Origin of the sequence: Halomonas saccharevitans (genome assembly GCF_900116405.1) — a bacterium.
Classification (GTDB): domain Bacteria; phylum Pseudomonadota; class Gammaproteobacteria; order Pseudomonadales; family Halomonadaceae; genus Halomonas; species Halomonas saccharevitans.
In genome coordinates, this window is record NZ_FPAQ01000019.1 from 42,820 (window position 1) to 60,805 (window position 17,986).

Annotated in this window: 12 protein-coding genes; 8 read left to right on the forward strand and 4 right to left on the reverse strand. The window is 67.0% G+C overall.

The genetic code is table 11. The annotated features are described in order from the left end of the window. Positions 1 to 250: 250 nt before the first annotated feature. Positions 251 to 1,303: a lipoyl synthase gene (gene lipA / locus BM388_RS10235; RefSeq protein WP_089849775.1), complete on the reverse strand. Its 1,053-nt coding sequence runs from the start codon at positions 1,301 to 1,303 to the stop codon at positions 251 to 253. Positions 1,304 to 1,512: 209 nt separating this feature from the next. After that, on the reverse strand, positions 1,513 to 2,499 hold the full coding sequence (locus BM388_RS10240; RefSeq protein ID WP_089849777.1) for a LysR family transcriptional regulator: 987 nt from the start codon (positions 2,497 to 2,499) through the stop codon (positions 1,513 to 1,515). A gap of 253 nt (positions 2,500 to 2,752) precedes the next feature. Between BM388_RS10240 and BM388_RS10245 the strand changes: the two genes are divergently transcribed. The 8 genes from BM388_RS10245 (at position 2,753) to BM388_RS10280 (ending at position 12,854) form a co-directional block, all read left to right on the forward strand. Continuing rightward, positions 2,753 to 5,311, forward strand: coding sequence for a DUF3141 domain-containing protein (locus BM388_RS10245; RefSeq protein WP_089849779.1), 2,559 nt, complete (start codon positions 2,753 to 2,755; stop codon positions 5,309 to 5,311). Between the two features lie 309 nt (positions 5,312 to 5,620). Further along, positions 5,621 to 8,263, forward strand: coding sequence for a type I DNA topoisomerase (topA, locus tag BM388_RS10250; protein ID WP_089849782.1), 2,643 nt, complete (start codon positions 5,621 to 5,623; stop codon positions 8,261 to 8,263). Further along, entirely contained in the window at positions 8,260 to 8,721 is a 462-nt protein-coding gene (locus BM388_RS10255; RefSeq protein WP_089849785.1) for a DUF6586 family protein, read from the forward strand. The genes topA and BM388_RS10255 overlap by 4 nt, the downstream gene beginning before the upstream one ends. A 26-nt stretch (positions 8,722 to 8,747) precedes the next feature. Then, positions 8,748 to 9,212, forward strand: coding sequence for a LabA-like NYN domain-containing protein (locus BM388_RS10260; RefSeq protein WP_245781525.1), 465 nt, complete (start codon positions 8,748 to 8,750; stop codon positions 9,210 to 9,212). A gap of 78 nt (positions 9,213 to 9,290) precedes the next feature. After that, positions 9,291 to 10,883 carry an ABC-F family ATPase gene (locus tag BM388_RS10265; RefSeq protein ID WP_089849790.1) on the forward strand — a complete coding sequence of 531 codons (1,593 nt, stop codon included), beginning with the start codon at positions 9,291 to 9,293 and terminating at the stop codon, positions 10,881 to 10,883. A 170-nt stretch (positions 10,884 to 11,053) separates the two neighbouring features. Beyond that, positions 11,054 to 11,518 carry a hypothetical protein gene (locus BM388_RS10270; RefSeq protein ID WP_089849793.1) on the forward strand — a complete coding sequence of 155 codons (465 nt, stop codon included), beginning with the start codon at positions 11,054 to 11,056 and terminating at the stop codon, positions 11,516 to 11,518. Between the two features lie 270 nt (positions 11,519 to 11,788). After that, positions 11,789 to 12,400 carry a L,D-transpeptidase family protein gene (locus BM388_RS10275; RefSeq protein ID WP_089849842.1) on the forward strand — a complete coding sequence of 204 codons (612 nt, stop codon included), beginning with the start codon at positions 11,789 to 11,791 and terminating at the stop codon, positions 12,398 to 12,400. 190 nt (positions 12,401 to 12,590) lie between these two features. Next, entirely contained in the window at positions 12,591 to 12,854 is a 264-nt protein-coding gene (locus BM388_RS10280) for an Lpp/OprI family alanine-zipper lipoprotein (RefSeq protein ID WP_089849795.1), read from the forward strand. A gap of 293 nt (positions 12,855 to 13,147) precedes the next feature. Here the strand turns inward: BM388_RS10280 and BM388_RS10285 are convergent, their stop codons facing one another. Beyond that, entirely contained in the window at positions 13,148 to 14,197 is a 1,050-nt protein-coding gene (locus tag BM388_RS10285) for a L,D-transpeptidase family protein (protein ID WP_089849799.1), read from the reverse strand. Positions 14,198 to 14,344: 147 nt separating this feature from the next. Then, the gene (gene mfd / locus BM388_RS10290; RefSeq protein WP_089849801.1) at positions 14,345 to 17,794 is read right to left on the reverse strand and encodes a transcription-repair coupling factor; all 3,450 of its coding nucleotides are present in this window, start codon (positions 17,792 to 17,794) and stop codon (positions 14,345 to 14,347) included. Between the last annotated feature and the right edge of the window lie 192 nt (positions 17,795 to 17,986).

The window sequence follows — 17,986 nt, forward strand, 5'->3', positions numbered from 1 at the left end:
TCGCAGTAACCGGAATCAAGAGGCGCTGGGGACAAGCCGAAGAGGAGGTCCGACGCCAAGGATGGCGTCGGTAGCGCCCGGGGAGGGGTTCACAGCGCCTCCGGAAGGCCGGCCCCGCTCGCAGGCTAGTCGCCAGGTCAGCCACGAGCCACCGAGCTGTCAAACTATCTGCGATAGCCCTGATTCAGCGGGGCTTTGCGTTGATACCCGAATTGGCAGAGGCATCATGTTGTTCGCCAGCGCTCGGCGCTCAGCCGACGTTGACGGCATCGATGCGGTTCGGGTCCGGCGCCTGGCCCGGCACCTCAGCGGGGGCGGCCAGGCCGAGGTTGTTCTTCTCGAACACCCGGTCGGCGCGATAGCTCGAGCGCACCAGCGGGCCGGACGGTACCTCCATGAAGCCCTTCTCCAGGCCCAGCTCGCGGTAGCGATCGAACTCCTCAGGCGTGACCCAGCGCTCCACCGGCAGGTGGTTGCGGGTGGGGCGCAGGTACTGGCCCAGGGTCACGATGTCGACGCCGATCTCGCGCAGGTCATCGAAGGTCGCCAGTATCTCTTCCTCGGTCTCGCCCAGGCCCAGCATCAGGCTGGTCTTGGTGATGACGCCGGGGCGATGGCGCTTGGCATGGGCCAGCACGTCGAGGGTCTTGCGGTAGCCGGCGCGCGGATCGCGCACCCGCGAGGTCAGTCGCTCGACGGTCTCGACGTTCTGGGCGAAGACCTCGAGCCCCGAGTCGACCACCCGCTCGATCGCCGAGGGCTCGGCGTCGAAGTCGGGCGTCAGCGCCTCGACGACCACCTCGGGGGTGCGCGCCTTGATGGCCCGGATGCAGTCGGCATAGTGGGTCGCGCCGCCGTCGGGAAGGTCGTCACGATCCACCGAGGTCAGCACGATGTAGCGCAGCCCCATCAGCTCCACCGACTGGGCGGTGTTCTGCGGCTCCTCGGCATCCAGCCAGCCCTTGGGGTTGCCGGTATCCACGGCGCAGAAGCGGCAGGCGCGGGTGCACACCGAGCCCATCAGCATGATGGTTGCGGTGCCGTTGCTCCAGCACTCTCCCTGGTTGGGGCAGTGCGACTCGGCGCACACGGTGCTGAGCCGGTGGGTGGCCACGTTCTTCTTGACCGCCTCGAAGCGTTCGCCGCCGGGGATCTGCGCGCGCAGCCAGCTTGGCTTGCGTCCGCTGACGCCGCCGTCTTCGACTTCACGACGCATCTTCATGCCGTCCTTGATGGCGGCCGTGCCATGGTCGTTGCGATACTTTTCGCCGCTGGAGACGCGTGGGGAGGGGGTGTCGCTCATAGTCGTGAGCCTCTCTGCTCGCCGGCTGTCTCACCGGAACGGCGCTTGGGAGCGCGTCGATCGGCGTTTCCAGTCAGCCTGGCACGTCGAATGATACGGGGATTAAAGGCCCATAACCTACCACAGCCGTCACCTTTCTGGACAGCGGGTGGGCCGTGCGGTGACGCCCGCGAGAGGCGGGTCAAGGGGTGGCGATCAAGCGCGGGCGCTCAATAGGTGGTCATCGGCAGGCAGTCGACACCGTGGCTCGGCAGCGGGGTCGGAGGCGTGGCGAAGTGCTCGTGGAGCTCGGCGAGGTGTTCGCGCACGAAGCGCAGGAACAGTTCGGTGACCGGGGTCGGGAAGTGATCGCGGGGATGTACCGTGCACCAGGAGTGGCGCAGCGGGAAGCCGGGCAGGGCGAGAGGCGAGAGCAATCCCGCCTCGATCTCCAGGCGCACGGCCAGGCGGGGCAGTACGGCCACCCCCAGCTGCTCCATCACGCCCTGCTTGACCGCCTCGTTGGAGCCCAGCTCGATGGCGTGGGGCAGCCACACGTCCTGCTCGGCGGCCAGCTCCTCGAAGGCGCTCCGCACTCCGGAGCCGGGCTCGCGCATCAGCACGTAGTGGCGCGCGAAGTCCTCCAGGGTGGGGCACTCGGCATCGAGCAGGGGATGTCCCGGCCAGACCACGGGGATCAGCTCGCTGTCGAGGATCGGCATGAAGGTCAGCTCGTCGCCCTCGGGGACCCGGGCCATGATCACCAGGTCGTCGCGGCGCTCGGCGAGTCGCTCCAGCGCCTGGCGCCGGCTGCAGACGCGCAGACGCACGACGATGTCGGGATAGTGGGCACGAAAGCGAGCCAGCAGGTGAGGCACCACGTACTGGGCGGTGGAGACCGCGGCGAGGTTTAGCTCGCCGTTCAGCGTCCCGGCCATGTCGGAGAGCGTCATCTGCAGGCGCGAGACCTGCCCGAAGATCGAACGGGTCGAGGCGGCCAGCGCGTCGGCGGCGGGCAGCAGGTGCAGGGTGCGACCGGCATACTTGAACAGCGGCTGGCCCAGCGCCTGCTCGAGCTGGCGGATCTGGGCGCTCACGGCAGGCTGGGTCAGCCCCAGCGCCTCGGCCGCACGAGAATAGGAGTGCTGGTCATAGACGGCACGAAACACCTGAAGCTGGCGAAAGGTCAGGCGGTTGAGCAGCTTGGGTGTGGTCATGTCGGTCTGTCCGCCGGCGCCATGCCGTGGGTCTCTGGGAGTCTGGCGCCATGCTAGCACCGCTCGATCGCCGCCGGCCATGCCGGAAGCTGGTCCGACGAATGCCCCGGGTGTGACCCTGTTCAACCACGAGCCCCTCGCAGCGACTGGCTTCATGCGCTATATTGCATTGCAGCAAAGCCCGTTTTCATGCATCGGTGCCACGAGCCTCCTGAGGATGTGGCTTGAGCACCGAGCAACCCTGGAGCTGATAATGAACCCCCTGATACCGACTCCGGCAGCCGACGCGCTGCCCTTCATGGATCCGTTCGGTTTCGGACGCGCGGCCTGCGACTATTGGCGCGACACGATGGAGCGCAGCGTGCTCTTCATGGACGTCATGCGCCAGCGGGGCAACCAGTACCTCGAGCACATCGAGAAGACCAAGCCCAACGTGCTGGGCTTCGACGCCGAGGTGCTGATGGACGGTCGCGAGCTGGCTCGTCCGGTCAACTACGAGCTGCTGCGCATCCAGCCGCCCGAGGGCGTGGAGACCGATCTGCAGATGCGACCCTTCGTGGTGGTAGACCCCCGCGCAGGCCACGGTCCGGGCATCGGCGGCTTCAAGCCTGACAGCGAGATCGGCGTCGCCCTGCGCGCCGGGCACCCCTGCTATTTCATCGGCTTTCTGCCTTACCCCGTGCCTGGGCAGACCGTCGAGGACGTGGTCGAGGCCGAGGTCGAGTTCCTGCGTCACATCATCTCGCGCCATCCCGATACCTCCGAGAAGCCCATGGTGGTCGGCAACTGCCAGGCCGGCTGGCAGATCATGATGGCCGCGGCCCTGGAGCCCGAGCTGTTCGGTCCGCTGCTGATCGCCGGCTCGCCGCTCTCCTACTGGGGCGGCGAGCGGGGCGGCGCTCCGATGCGCTACACCGGCGGCCTGAGCGGGGGCAGCTGGATGACGTCGCTGTTCAGCGACCTGGGAGCCGGGCTCTTCGACGGCGCCTGGCTGGTGCAGAACTTCGAGCGCCTCAATCCGGCCAATACCTGGTGGAGCAAGCAGTACCGGCTCTACGCCCACGTCGACACCGAGGCCGAACGCTACCTCGAGTTCGAGCGCTGGTGGGGCGGCCACGTGGTACTCGGCGGCGACGAGATCCAGTACATCGTCGATAACCTCTTCGTCGGCAACCGCCTCTCCACCGCCCAGCTGGTAACCTCTGACGGGCGGCGCATCGACCTGCGCAACGTGCGCTCGCCGGTGGTGGTGTTCTGCTCGCGCGGCGACGACATCACGCCGCCGCCCCAGGCACTCGGCTGGGTGCGCGACCTCTACGAAGGGGTCGATGACGTGATCGCCAACGAGCAGACCATCGTCTACTGCGTGCATGACACCACCGGGCACCTGGGCATCTTCGTGTCCGGCAGCGTGTCCCGCAAGGAGCATACCGAGTTCACCGCCAACATGGACTATATCGATGTGCTGCCGCCCGGCCTCTACGAGACCACGGTCTCGTCCGCCGCCGAGCGTGAGGATGCCGAGCTGATCGAGCGTGACTACCTGCTCGAGTTCACGCCGCGCACCATCGATGAGCTCGATCGTGAGGTCCAGCACCGCCCCGAGGACGACACTCGCTTCGCCACCGTGGCGCGCGTCTCCGAGATCAATCTGGGCTTCTATCGGCTCTTCGTGCAGCCCTGGGTGCAGGCGGTGGCCACGCCGGAGTCGGCCAAGTGGATGCGGCGCATGCATCCCAACCGCCTGGGCTATCGCCTGCTCTCCGATCGCAACCCGCTGATGAATGCCGTGCCGGTGCTCGCCGATCAGGTGCGTGCCGATCGCCACCCGGTGCACGAGGACAATGTCTTCCGGGCCGTTGAGGGCATCGTCTCCGACCAGGTCACGCGCAGCCTGAATGCCTGGCGCGACCTGCGCGACAGCGCCAGCGAGCGCTTCTTCCTGGATGTTTACGGCCAGCCGATCCTGCAGGCCATGGTGGGGCTGGGCGGTGACGCCCACGTGCACCGCCGTCGCCCGGGCGCCGAGCCGGAGCATCGCCGCTTCATCGAGCGCCGCCGCGAGGAAGTCCATCGCGCCATCACCGAAGGCGGCAGCCACGAGGCGGTCATGCGCTCGGTGATCCACGTGCTGGGGGGGGCTCCGGCCACCGACGAGCGCAACTTCAAGCGGCTGCGCGCCTCGCGGGCCGAGCTCGAGCCCGGCTCTGAGCTGGCCGACTTCAAGCACCTGGTGCGCGAGCAGTTTTTTACGCTCCAGCAGGATCATGAGGCGGCACTGGAGGCGATTCCGACCCTGCTCAAGGGGCAGACGGCCCAGCAGATCGACGCCCATCTCGCGCATATCGAGCACGTGCTGGCCGCCAGCGGCGAGCTCAGCGAGCATGCGGCAGAGCGGTTCGAGCGCATCAAGGCGCTGTTTCATCAGGCCATCGATCACGCCCCCGAGGAAGAGCAGGCGGCGCGGCGCGACGCCGAGGCCAGCATTGCCCGTGAGGCCGCGGCCGGTGAGCTCGCCCGCCGCGAGGTGGAGCGTCTGATGGAGACGATGCCCGTCGCCGCGGCTAGCGCAGCGGCCGAGGCGCACAGTGCCGAGAGAAAGCCAGCCGAGGCACAGGATGTCGAGGCGCAGGCCGTCGGAGCAAAGGAGGTCGAATCACGAGGCGTTGATGCACAGGACGTCGATGCAGCGGAGTCGGCCCCTAAGGTCGCTGACCCGGCCAACGCCAACGCCAACGTCGGCGTCAAGCGCAAGCCGACGAGTCGCTCGGCGCCGCGTCGCCGCACGTCACGCAACTCTGGCAAGAAGTGATCGGCTAGAAGTGCTCGGCAGGAGCGACCGCCGAGACGCGAACGGCGTCGCTGGCTAAGCCCCGCGTGCCAGTGACGTGAAACGCACGCCCCCGCCTCTCGGCGGGGGCGTTGTCGTTGGCACCCTGACGTTCCGGGCTTGTCGTCTCGTGACTCGGCGGTCTAGGTTCAAGGAGCCGCCCGCCGGGGGCGACTGGCGTGAAGCCGATCGCTGGGGTAGGGTAAGCGCATTTTTCACCCGTCGCAGAGGACGGGTCGATACCGTCTGGCGCGAGCCGTCACGCTGGCGCCATCAGCACAGTGGAGCACTATGGGCAAGTCACTGGTCATCGTCGAGTCGCCGGCCAAGGCGAAGACGATCAACAAGTATCTCGGCAACGACTACATCGTAAAGTCGAGCGTGGGGCACATCCGTGACCTGCCGACCAGCGGCTCGGGCAAGACGGCGTCGGACCCCAAGGAGCGCGCTCGGCAGGCGGCGGCAACTCGCAAGATGTCGCCGGAGGAGAAGGCGGAGCATCGCAAGCGCAAGGCCCACGACCAGCTGATCCGGCGCATGGGCCTCGACCCCGAACACGGCTGGAAGGCGCACTACGAGATCCTGCCGGGCAAGGAGAAGGTGGTGGCCGAGCTTCAGAAGCTCGCCGAGAAGGCCGATGCGGTCTATCTCGCCACCGACCTGGACCGCGAGGGGGAGGCCATCGCCTGGCACCTGCGCGAGACCATCGGCGGCGACGAAACCCGCTATCGGCGCGTGGTGTTCAATGAGATCACCAAGAACGCCATCCAGGAGGCATTCCAGGACCCCGGTGAGCTGAACATCCCGCGCGTCGAGGCCCAACAGGCGCGTCGCTTCCTCGATCGGGTGGTGGGCTTCATGCTCTCGCCTCTGCTGTGGGCCAAGATCGCCCGCGGCCTCTCCGCCGGGCGGGTGCAGTCGGTCGCGACGAGGCTGATCGCCGAGCGCGAACGCGAGATCCACGCCTTCATTCCCGAGGAGTTCTGGGACGTTCACGCCGACCTGGTCCCTCGCGTCGACGGCGACGACGCGACGCCGGTGCGCTTCGAGCTGGTGCGCCAGGACGGCAAGGCCTTCCGGCCCACCTCTGAGGCCGAGACCCTCGAGCGTATCGCGGCGCTGCGCAAGGCGAGCCTTGCGATCACCGCCCGCGAAGACAAGCCCACCCGGTCCAAGCCCAACGCGCCCTTCATCACATCGACGCTGCAGCAGGCCGCTAGCGGCCGGCTGGGCTTCTCGGTCAAGAAGACCATGACCCTGGCTCAGCGCCTCTACGAGGCTGGCTACATCACCTACATGCGGACCGACTCCACCAACCTCTCTCGGGACGCGGTAGAGGGCGTGCGCGAGTTCATCAATGAGGAGTTCGGCGCGCGCTATCTGCCCGAGGCGCCCAACCGCTACTCCAGCAAGGAGGGCGCCCAGGAGGCTCACGAGGCGATCCGGCCTTCCGAGGTTACCCGTCGGGCCACCGATCTAGCCGGCATGGAACGCGACGCCGAGCGGCTCTATGAGCTGATCTGGCGCCAGTTCGTGGCCTGTCAGATGACGCCCGCCGAGTACCTCTCCAGCACCCTGACCGTGGAGGTCGAGGGCTTCGAGCTGCGCGCCAAGGGCCGAGTGCTGAAGTTCGACGGCTACACCCGGGTGATGAAGCCGATGGGTCGCAAGGACGAGGACCAGTCCCTGCCGGACCTCGCCGAGGGAACGCCCATGACCCTCGAGCATCTCGACCCCCAGCAGCACTTCACCAAGCCGCCGGCCCGCTATACCGAGGCCAGCCTGGTCAAGGAGCTGGAGAAGAAGGGCATCGGCCGGCCCTCAACCTATGCCGCGATCATCTCCACCATCCAGGACCGCGGTTACGTCAAGCTGGAGAACCGGCGCTTCTATGCCGAGAAGCTCGGCGATATCGTCACCGAGCGGCTCAAGGAGTCGTTCCCCGACCTGATGGATTACTCCTTCACCGCCCGCATGGAGGACAGCCTCGACGAGGTGGCCGAGGGCGAGCGCAACTGGCAAGAGCTGCTCGATGCCTTCTATGCCGAGTTCCACAAGGAGCTCGCCGTGGCCGAGAGCGAGGAGGGCATGCGCCCCAACCAGCCGGTGCCCACCGACATCGACTGCCCGAGCTGCGGGCGCAAGATGCAGATCCGCACCGCCTCTACCGGGGTCTTCCTTGGCTGCTCGGGCTATAATCTGCCGCCCAAGGAGCGCTGCAAGACCACCATCGACCTGCTGCCGGGCGACGAGGCGGTGGCGGCCGATGCCGGCGAGGACGCCGAGACCGACGCGCTGCGCGCCAAGCACCGCTGCCCGAAGTGCGGCACCGCCATGGATAGCTACCTGATCGACGAGACGCGCAAGTTGCACATTTGCGGCAACAGCCCGGACTGCGACGGCTACGACATCGAGCAGGGAAAGTTCCGCATCAAGGGCTATGACGGGCCGACCATCGAATGCGACAAGTGCGGCAGCGAGATGCAGCTCAAGACCGGACGCTTCGGCAAGTACTTCGGCTGTACCAATAGCGAGTGCAAGAACACCCGCAAGCTGCTCAGAAGCGGCGAGGTGGCGCCGCCCAAGATGGATCCCATTCCCATGCCGGAACTCGCCTGCCAGAAGGTCGAGGATCACTACGTGTTGCGCGACGGTGCCAGCGGGCTGTTCCTGGCGGCCAGCAAGTTCCCCAAGAACCGCGAGACCCGACCGCCGCTGGTCATCGAGCTCAAGGCTCACGCCGAGGAGCTGCCCGAGAAGTATCGCTACCTGCTCGAGGCGCCCGACGCGGATCCGGACGGCCGCCCGGCGCAGATTCGCTTCTCGCGCAAGGCGAAGGAGCAGTTCGTGATGACCGACGATGACGGCAAGGCCACCGGTTGGAAGGCCACCTTCCAGGGCGGCAAATGGCACGTGGAGGACAAGCGCAAGTGACCCCGCGAGCCCGCACCAATCAGTTGCTCTACCAGGCCGAGCTGCTGCTCGACATGCCCGCAGGCGATGACGAGCACGCCGAGGCGCGCCGCATGGCGGCGGAGGAGGGCGGCCTCGCTCTGCTCGAGCTGGCGCTGGAGTCGCTGCTGCGCGAGGTCACCGAGCATGCGCACCTCGAGCGCCACGACTGGCGCGAATTGCTCGGCCCCGAGGGGGCCGGCATCGCCGAGCTGCATCGCCTGCGGGAGCTGGCCGCTCGGCCCGATAGCTGGCTCTCCGGGCTGCTCGCTCGATTCGAGGCGCTGCACGGCAGCGACGGCGTGGCTCGGCGCAGGCCCAGCAACCCCGGGCTGATCGCCGTGGGTGGTGCCGCCTCCCTGAACGAGGAGCTCAGCGACTGCGTGCGCGAGGCCAAACGCGAGACCGCCGCGCTGCGCGAGACCAGCGAAGAGTGGTAGCCGCGCCGCCAGCCTCTAAGGAGCGCGTGGCGCTGCTGGTCGACGTGCAGAACGTCTACTACACCACCCGCCAGGCCTTCGGTCGGCACTTCAACTACCACGCCTTCTGGCGTCGCTTCGCCGCCGATCGAGAGGTGGTGGTGGCCAACGCCTACGCGATCGATCGCGGCGATCCCAAGCAGCGCCAGTTCCAGGACATCCTGCGCGGCATCGGCTTCGCGGTGCAGCTCAAGCCCTATATCCAGCGCAGCGACGGCTCCGCCAAGGGTGACTGGGACGTGGGCATCGCCCTGGACGCCATGGAGGCCGCGCCGCGCGTCGATCGGGTCGTGCTGGCCTCCGGCGACGGCGACTTCGACCTGCTGGTCGAGCGGATGCGCGAGCGCCATGGCGTGACGGTGGAGGTTGTTGGCGTGGAGAGGCTAAGTGCCGATTCGCTGATTCGCGCGGCCACCCGCTTCGTGCCCATCGAGGGCGGGCTTCTGCTGTAAACGAGCGCGATCAGGATGTGAGCGGCGGCGATAACCGGTACAATCTCGCCCCCTTCACGCACAGACCTGGACCCTTCATTGATCTCCACCGCCAATATCACCATGCAGTTCGGCGCCCGGCCGCTGTTCGAGAATGTCTCCATCAAGTTCGGTAACGGCCACCGCTACGGCCTGATCGGCGCCAACGGCTGCGGCAAGTCCACCTTCATGAAGATCCTCGGCGGAGATCTGGAACCGTCTTCAGGTCAGGTGATGGTCGAATCCGGCGCCCGGCTCGGCAAGCTGCGCCAGGATCAGTTCGCCTTCGAGGACGAGCGGGTCATCGACACCGTGATCATGGGCAACGACGAGCTGTGGCAGGTCGCGGCCGAACGCGAGCGCATCTACTCGCTGCCGGAGATGAGCGAGGACGACGGCATGGCCGTGGCCGACCTGGAAGTGCGCTTCGCCGAGCTCGACGGCTATACCGCCGAGTCCCGCGCCGGCGAGCTGCTGCTGGGCCTGGGTATTCCCCTGCACCAGCACACGGGCCCCATGAGCGAGATCGCCCCAGGCTGGAAGCTGCGCGTGCTGCTGGCCCAGGCGCTGTTCGCCGATCCCGACGTGCTGCTGCTCGACGAGCCGACCAACCACCTGGACATCAATACGATCCGCTGGCTGGAGGGTATGCTGACCGCCCGGGACAGCACCATGATCATCATCTCCCACGACCGCCACTTCCTGAACAGCGTCTGCACGCACATGGCCGACCTGGACTACGGCGAGATCACGCTGTTCCCCGGCACCTACGACGACTACATGACGGCCGCCACGGCGGCCCGCGAGCGACAGCACGCCGACAACGCCAAGAAGAAGGCACAGATCGCCGAGCTGCAGGCCTTCGTCAGCCGCTTCTCGGCCAACGCCTCCAAGGCCAAGCAGGCCACCTCGCGTGCGCGCCAGATTGACAAGATCAAGCTCGAGGACATCAAGCCTTCCAGCCGTGTCAGCCCCTTCATTCGCTTCGAGCAGGGCAAGAAGATCCACCGCAATGCCGTCAACGTCGAGGCGATCACCAAGGGCTTCGACGCCGATGCGCCGCTCTTCGAGCGCCTCTCCATGACCGTGGAGGCCGGCGAGCGCATCGCTATCATCGGCCCCAACGGCATCGGCAAGACCACCCTGCTCAGGACCCTGGCGGGTGAGCTGCACCCCGATGCCGGCGCGGTGCGCTGGACCGACAGCGCCGAGGTCGGCGTCTTCGCCCAGGACCACGCCGACGACTTCGCCAATGATGCCAATCTGTTCGAGTGGATGGCGCAGTGGACCACCGGCGGGGAGCAGGAGGTTCGCGGCGCCCTGGGACGGATGCTGTTCTCCAGCGACGACATCGCCAAGTCGGTCAAGGTGATCTCCGGCGGCGAGCAGGGGCGCATGCTGTTCGGCAAGCTGGCCCTGACCAAGCCCAACGTGCTGCTGATGGACGAGCCGACCAACCACCTCGACATGGAGTCCATCGAGGCGCTCAACCTGGCGCTCGAGAACTATCCGGGCACGCTGATTTTCGTCAGCCACGACCGTGAGTTCGTCTCATCGCTGGCGACCCGTATCCTCGACATGAGCGGCACCGGGATCACCGACTTCAGCGGCGGCTACGACGACTACCTGCGCAGCCAGGGTCTCTACGGCTGATCCCGCGGCTCGACGACCCGGCGTTCCGGCGCTCCGAGATGGCAGCGCCTGTCCCCGATGGCGCTGCGCGCATATCGGATGATCTGCATCAAGCGTAATGCCGGCGGCTTGGCTAGGCTTGAAGCAGGATCCATTCGCCCGCGTCGGGGCATTACCGGGAGGAGCCTCTCATGCGCTTTCATCGGGTCAAGGAGCTGGTCGCCTGGGCGGCCGACTATCATCGGGGGCTGGCCGAGCGTTATGACCGGCTTGCTGCCGGCGACGTCAGCGATCGGGTACGCATGGCCCTGGAGTATCTGGCTGAGCATGAGCGCAAGATGCAGACCGAGCTGACTCGCTATCTCGATGAGGGCGGTGACCATCGCAAGGTCCTTGAGACCTGGTTCGACGATCCCGCCGATTTTCCCCATGCGCCCACCCTCGATCGCCTTACCGAGTGCATGGCCTGCGACAGCGTTCAGGATGTACTGGCCACGGCCCTGACCATGCATCGCACCCTGCAGGACCTCTATGCGCACCGCATCGAGCAGGCCTCGATCGAGGCGGAGCGTGAGTTCTTCGCTGCGCTCGCCAGCGGCCATGAGGCCGAGGTGCGACGCCTGGCCCGCGACATGCAGCGACTCGAGGACTACTGAAAAGCCGCTTGTGCCCTCGTGGAGCCGCTTGATGGCGGTTGCCACATCACGAGCTCTGTCGCTTTTCGGCTACGGCCAAGCGTGAGAGGGCTCCGGTTCTCTGGGCCCCGCTACTGGCGGCGTGGGCATGCGTGCCGGGCGCCGCTGGCGCCATTCTGCGACAGCTTGCTCGGGGCCTCGCCGGCCGCGCCTGACAGCACCGCTGCAATGCGGTATAACGCCGAATGTATCGATGCTCTTCATTTCCCTAATGACCCAGAGATGCTCCCGATGACTCACTTGTCTCGCCGCCGCTTCGGCCTGCTGGCGCTGGGGTCGCCGCTGCTGCTGCTCGGCACCCCCGCGTCCGCCAGCCTGATGGATGATCTACTCGCCCGGGCCATCGTGCCCCGCCACGATGGTGAGCGCTGGGTGCTGGTCGAAGACGCCGAGGCGAGCCTCAAGGTCTACGACGGGAATCGGCTCCTGGAGCGCTTCGAGCCGATCTCCCTGGGCCGAGGAGGGGCAAAGCCGCAGCGTCAGCGAGGCGATCGGGCCACGCCGCTGGGCGAGTTCCGCGTCAATCGCTTCAACCGGCAGAGCAAGTTTCACATCTTCATTGGCCTGGACTATCCCACCCCGACTCATGCCCGCATGGCATTGAATGCCGGCGTCTATAGCCAGCAGGATTACGACGACTACTTTTCCTACTACCGTCGTCACGGTTATCCGCCCCAGGATACGGTCCTGGGCGGGTTCATCGGGGTTCACGGCCTCGGCGAGGGAGATCCCGCGATCCACCAGCGCTTCCACTGGACCGATGGCTGCGTGGCGGTGACGGATCCACAGGTCGAGCGCCTGTCGTCATTGATCGACATTGGCACACGCGTCGTGATCCGCTAGTCTTTACATGCGCAAGGGGCGTTCTAGGCTAGGGATAAGCGCCGTGACGCATTTCCGTGACGTACTTTAGAACAGCGTTTGACTCCCCGTGCTTCGCAGCATATGTTGCTGTGCGAAGTCCTGCATCTGCAGGAAGCCTGATTCTCAGGCAACATCAACGCAGTACCAAGGAAGACTCAAGGAGAACACCATGACTCTGAAGACTACCCTGAAGATGACCGCCGCAGCTGCCTCTCTGGCCGTGCTGGCCGGCTGTGCGTCCTCCGGCGCCCTGGAAGAAGTTCGCATGACCGCCGAGTCTGCACAGGCTGACGCTGCAGAAGCTCGCAGCATCGCTACCCAGGCGCAGAACACTGCTAACCAGGCTCAGCGCGACGCTCAGGCGGCTCTGCAGATGTCTCAGCAGAACCGTGAAGAGATGAACCGCATGTTTGAGCGTTCCATGCGCAAGTGATCGTTCTTCACCGCCCGGTAGGGCGGTAGCGGAACCATCAGGCAAGGGCCTCGCCATCACGGCGAGGCCCTTGTCGTTGTGGGGCGGCCATCGGCCAGATACGCCTTCGTGAGACACGAGCGCATCGGCTCGCAGAGTGATCGGCAGGTCAGGGGGAAGAGCTGTCAGGGGGGGGCTGGTCGACCCTTGGGCGATGACGCAGAGAGGCGCTGGGGCGTCTGGGGTCAAGGCCTCTTCTTCGGTGGGCGTCCGACAGGACCTCGCCTGCCGGACGTTCTTGCTGGCCGCTGAGGTCAGCTCTCTTGTGTCGCCTCGTCGTTCAGGCTGGGCTCGGTGGCAATCAGCTCCAGGCGGTCATAGAGCGTCTCGGGCACCGGTTCCGGCTCGTTGACTTCCAGGGGGGTAGGCATGCCACGGGGCACTTCCACGACCTCGCGCAGACGGGCGTAGTCCACCGGGTACTCCAGGCCACTGGTCGCCGTATCGACCTGGGAGAGCGCCTCGGTGATGCGCTGGATGGAGGTGCCGTCCTCCTCATCGAGGTAGGGGTAGGCCTGAACATGCAGGACGCCGTCGGACCAGCCGAGCTTGAGGGTCTCGTTGATCAGCTTGACCTGAGTGCCGACCGGCAGACGCGGGAAGAGGGTCTCGATGTCCTCAGGGAGCATGCGAATGCAGCCGTGGGTGACGCGCATGCCGACGCCTTCAGGCCGATTGGTGCCATGGATCAGATAGCCGGGAATGCCCAGGCGCATCTTGAACCGGCCCATCGGATTGTCCGGCCCTGGCGGTACCACGCTTGGCAGCGTGCGGCCCTCGGCGGCGTGCTCCTGGATGATCGACTTCGGCGGGTACCAGGCGGGATCCTTGACCTTCTCGGTGATCCGGGTCTCGCCCAGCGGCGTCTTCCAGTCCATCCGGCCCACGGCGATGGGGTAGGTCTCGACGCGGGGCGTTTCGCCCTCTTCGGTGGGCGGATAGTAGTAGAGGCGCATCTCGGCCACGTTGACCACCAGGCCATCGCGGGGGCCTTCGGGGAGGATAAAGCGGCCCGGAATCACCACCTCGGTGCCCTCGAAGGGCGCCCAGATGCTGATGTCGGGGTTGGCGCGGATCATCTCCTCGTAGCCGATGCCGTGTTCGTGACCGATGTCGATCAGGGTGTCTTCTTCTTCGGTAACGATGGTGTACACCTCGCCGACGAGGTCACCCTCCTCGGGAAGGGGGTAGTGGCCGCGCGGCCAGTCGTCGGTGCTGGCCTGCAGGGGTGCGGTCAGGGCGGCGAAGAGGCCCAGTGCGGTGGCAAATCGGGCAGTGAGCCCGAGCGGGGGAAAGTGCGTCATCGAGTCATGTCTCGTGGTTACCGGTCGTCGGGGGCGGCGATGGGCCCGTCCTGGGCGCTTTGACCCTATAGTATCGCCCGCGACGACCGGTTTCTGCCAGATGGGGCGAGTGGATCGGCATTGGCCGATCCACCGCGGTGTGCTTGATCAGGCCGCCTCGGCCTTGCGGTTGAGGGTCTCGAGGAGCTCTTCCACCGCCGTGAAGCGGGCGTCTTCCTGCTCCATGCTCGCCTCGAAGCGCAGGGTGTCGGCGCCGTCGAGGCGGTAGCGGTCGGGCGCCTGCTGGATCAGCTGTACCAGCACCAGCGGATCGACGGCGGTCTGGCCGGAGAAGATCACCCGGCCTTTCTCGGGACCGGCCTCCAGGCGAGCGATGCCCAGGCGCTCGGCGCGCTGACGCAGCCGCGTCTGGCGCAGCAGGGTCTTGACCGGCGCCGGCAGCAGGCCGAAGCGGTCGATCATCTCTACCTGCAGCTCCTTGAGTTCCGCTTCGTCGGCGGCGCTGGCGATGCGCTTGTACATCACCAGGCGCTGCTGCACGTCGTGGAGGTAGTCGTCGGGGATCAGTGCCGGCAGGTTGAGGCTGACCTCGACGCCCTGGTCCAGCGGCGCCTCGATATTGGGGGTGCGCCCCTCGCGGATCGCCGTCACCGCGCGGTCGAGCATCTGCATGTAGAGACCGTAGCCGACGGCCTCCATCTGTCCGCTCTGCTCCTCACCGAGCAGCTCGCCGGCCCCGCGGATCTCCATATCGTGGCTGGCCAGGGTGAAGCCGGCCCCCAGGTCCTCGGCACCGGCGATGGCCTCCAGCCGCTTGGCAGCGTCCTTGCTCATGATCCTTGGTGGCGGGGCGAGCAGGTAGGCATAGGCCTGGTGGTGGCTGCGTCCGACGCGGCCGCGCAGCTGGTGGAGCTGGGCCAGGCCGAACTTGTCCGCGCGCTCGATGACGATGGTGTTGGCGCTGGGCACGTCGATGCCGGTCTCGATGATGGTCGAGCAGACCAGCACGTTGAAGCGCTTGTGGTAGAAGTCGGACATGATCCGCTCGAGCGAGCGTTCCGGCAGCTGGCCATGGGCGACGCCGACTCGGGCCTCGGGCACCAGCTCGCGGACCTTCTCGGCGGCGGTCTCGATGGTCTTGACTTCGTTGTGCAGGAAGTAGACCTGGCCGCCGCGCAGGATCTCGCGCAGGATCGCTTCCTTGATCATCGCTTCGTCGCGCTGCTGGACGAAGGTCTTCACCGACAGGCGCCGGGCCGGCGGGGTGGCGATGATCGAGAGATCGCGGATGCCGCTCATGGCCATGTTCAGCGTCCGCGGGATCGGGGTGGCGGTCATGGTCAGGATGTCCACCTCGGCGCGCAGGCTCTTGAGACGCTCCTTCTGGGCCACCCCGAAGCGGTGCTCCTCGTCGATGATCAAAAGGCCCATCTTGGGCAGCTTGGTGCTCTTGGAGAGCAGCTTGTGGGTGCCGATGACGATATCCGCCTGGCCCTCCTCGATGCGCTTCAGGACGGCGGCCTGCCCCTTGCCGGCGGTGAAGCGCGAGATCAGCTCGATATTCACCGCGGTATCGGCGAAGCGGTCGCGGAAGTTCTCGAAGTGCTGACGGGCGAGCAGGGTGGTGGGCACCAGCACCACCACCTGGCGGCCGGCGTGGACCGACAGGAAGGCGGCGCGCATGGCGACCTCGGTCTTGCCGAAGCCGACATCGCCGCAGACCACCCGGTCCATGGGGCGCGGAGCGGTCAAGTCGCCGATCACGGCCTGGATGGCGGCGCGCTGGTCGGGGGTCTCCTCGAAGGGGAAGCTGGCGGCGAAGCGGGCGTACTCCTCGTCGGGCGGCGGGCAGGCGAAGCCCTCCCGCGCCTCGCGGCGGGCGTAGATGTCTAGCAGTTCGGCGGCGGTGTCGCGAATCTTCTCGGCGGCGCGGCGGCGCGCCTTCTCCCACTGGTCGGAGCCCAGCCGGTGCAGCGGGGCGAGTTCGTCGTCGGCGCCGGCATAGCGCGAGATCAGGTGCAGGCTGTCCACCGGCACGTAGAGGCGCGCGCCCTCTGCATACTCCAGGGTCACGAACTCGGCGGCCTGGCCGCCGGCCTCGATCGTCTCGAGCCCCTTGTAGCGGCCCACGCCATGGGCCTGATGAACGACCGGCACCCCGGGGCGCAGTTCCGAAAGATGGCGGATCGCCAGCTCGCCGTCGTCGGTGGCCTTCTCGCGACGCCGACTCTGAAGCACCACCTCGCCGAAGAGTTCGGTCTCGCTGATCACCGCGAGGTCGGGGTCGGTCAGCCACAGGCCGGCATCGATCTCGCCCTCGGTGATGGCCAGGCGCGCGTCGCTCGCGAGGAAACCGGCGAAGTCGTCGACGTGGGGCAGGGTGAGCCCCAGCGGTGCCAGGGTCTCCTCCAGGGCCTCGCGGCGGCCGCGCGATTCGGCGACGAACAGCACGCGAGTGGCGGGGTGGTCGTCGAGGAAGGTCGAAAGATTGGCCAGCGGCTGCTTGGCGCGGGCGTTGACCGTGACCGTCGGCGGCGCCTGGCTGGCGGGCTCCACGGCGTGCCGGTGCTCAGGATCTTCGGTCAGGGCCACCCGGGGATGGCGCTTGATGCCACCGAAGACCTCAGCGACGGGCACGAATGCCCGATGGGGTGGCAGCAGCGGGCGGGTCGGGTCGACGCCGAGATTCTCGAAGCGACTCTCGATGGCCGCCCAGTGGTGCTCGGCCGCCTCGAAGATATCGGGCAGCATGGCCACGCGGGTGCCCTCGGCCAGGTGTTCGAACAGCGTCGCCGTCTCGTCGAAGAACAGCGGCAGGTACTGCTCGAGGCCGGGGGAGGGGATGCCTTTGAGGGCATCCACGTAGAGCGGGCACTGGCGCGGGTCGACGTCGAACAGCGTCTCGAACCCCTCGCGGAAGCAGGCGATGGCCGAGCGCGACAGCGAGTACTCGTGGGCCGGCAGCAGCTCAACGCGCTCCACCCGGTCGGCGCTGCGCTGGGTGTCGGGATCGAAGTGGCGCAGGGTGTCGATCTCGTCATCGAACAGGTCGATGCGCAGCGGCGACTCGGCGCCCATGGGGAACAGGTCGATCAGCGCGCCGCGCAGGGCGTACTCGCCGGGTTCGAAGACCGTCTCCACGGCGCGGTAGCCGGCGCGCGAAAGGGCGCTGCGAAAGCCTTCGCGATCCAGCGTCTGGCCCGCCTCCAGCGTCATGACGCGCCCGGCGATGTAGTCCACCGGGGGCAGGCGCTGCATCAGGGTGTTGATGGCCACCAGCACGATCCCGTGTTCGCCGTCCTGCAGGCGGCGCAGGGTGCGCAGCCTTGAGGAGACGATATCCTGGTGCGGCGAGAAGCTGTCGTAGGGCAGGGTCTCCCAGTCGGGGAAGGGCATCACCGGCATTCGGCCATAGAAGCCCAGGTCGCCCTCCAGGCGCTGGGCCGAGGCGGTGTCGGGGGTGATCACCAGCAGCGGCGCGTCTTCGGCCAGGTGCGCCAGGGCCAGCGCCGTGGCGCTGCCCGCTGGGGTCTGCCAGTAGAGGATGTCGCGCAGCCCCTGGGGGCGCGGCGGGTCGAGCGGCGAGAAGTTCGGCATGCGATTCGGTTACCCAACCGTGTTCGTGAGCGGCGTATGTCAAGTGGCCTTATCATACCAGCCCCGGCCTGGCGCTGTAGTCGAGCCAACGTTTGTGTAATACCCCTACAGCGGCTGCGACCATCCTGCGATTGCCCCGGGGAGCGTCCCCCCGGATAATACCTCCGACCCTACCTCACTATTCTCACCCAG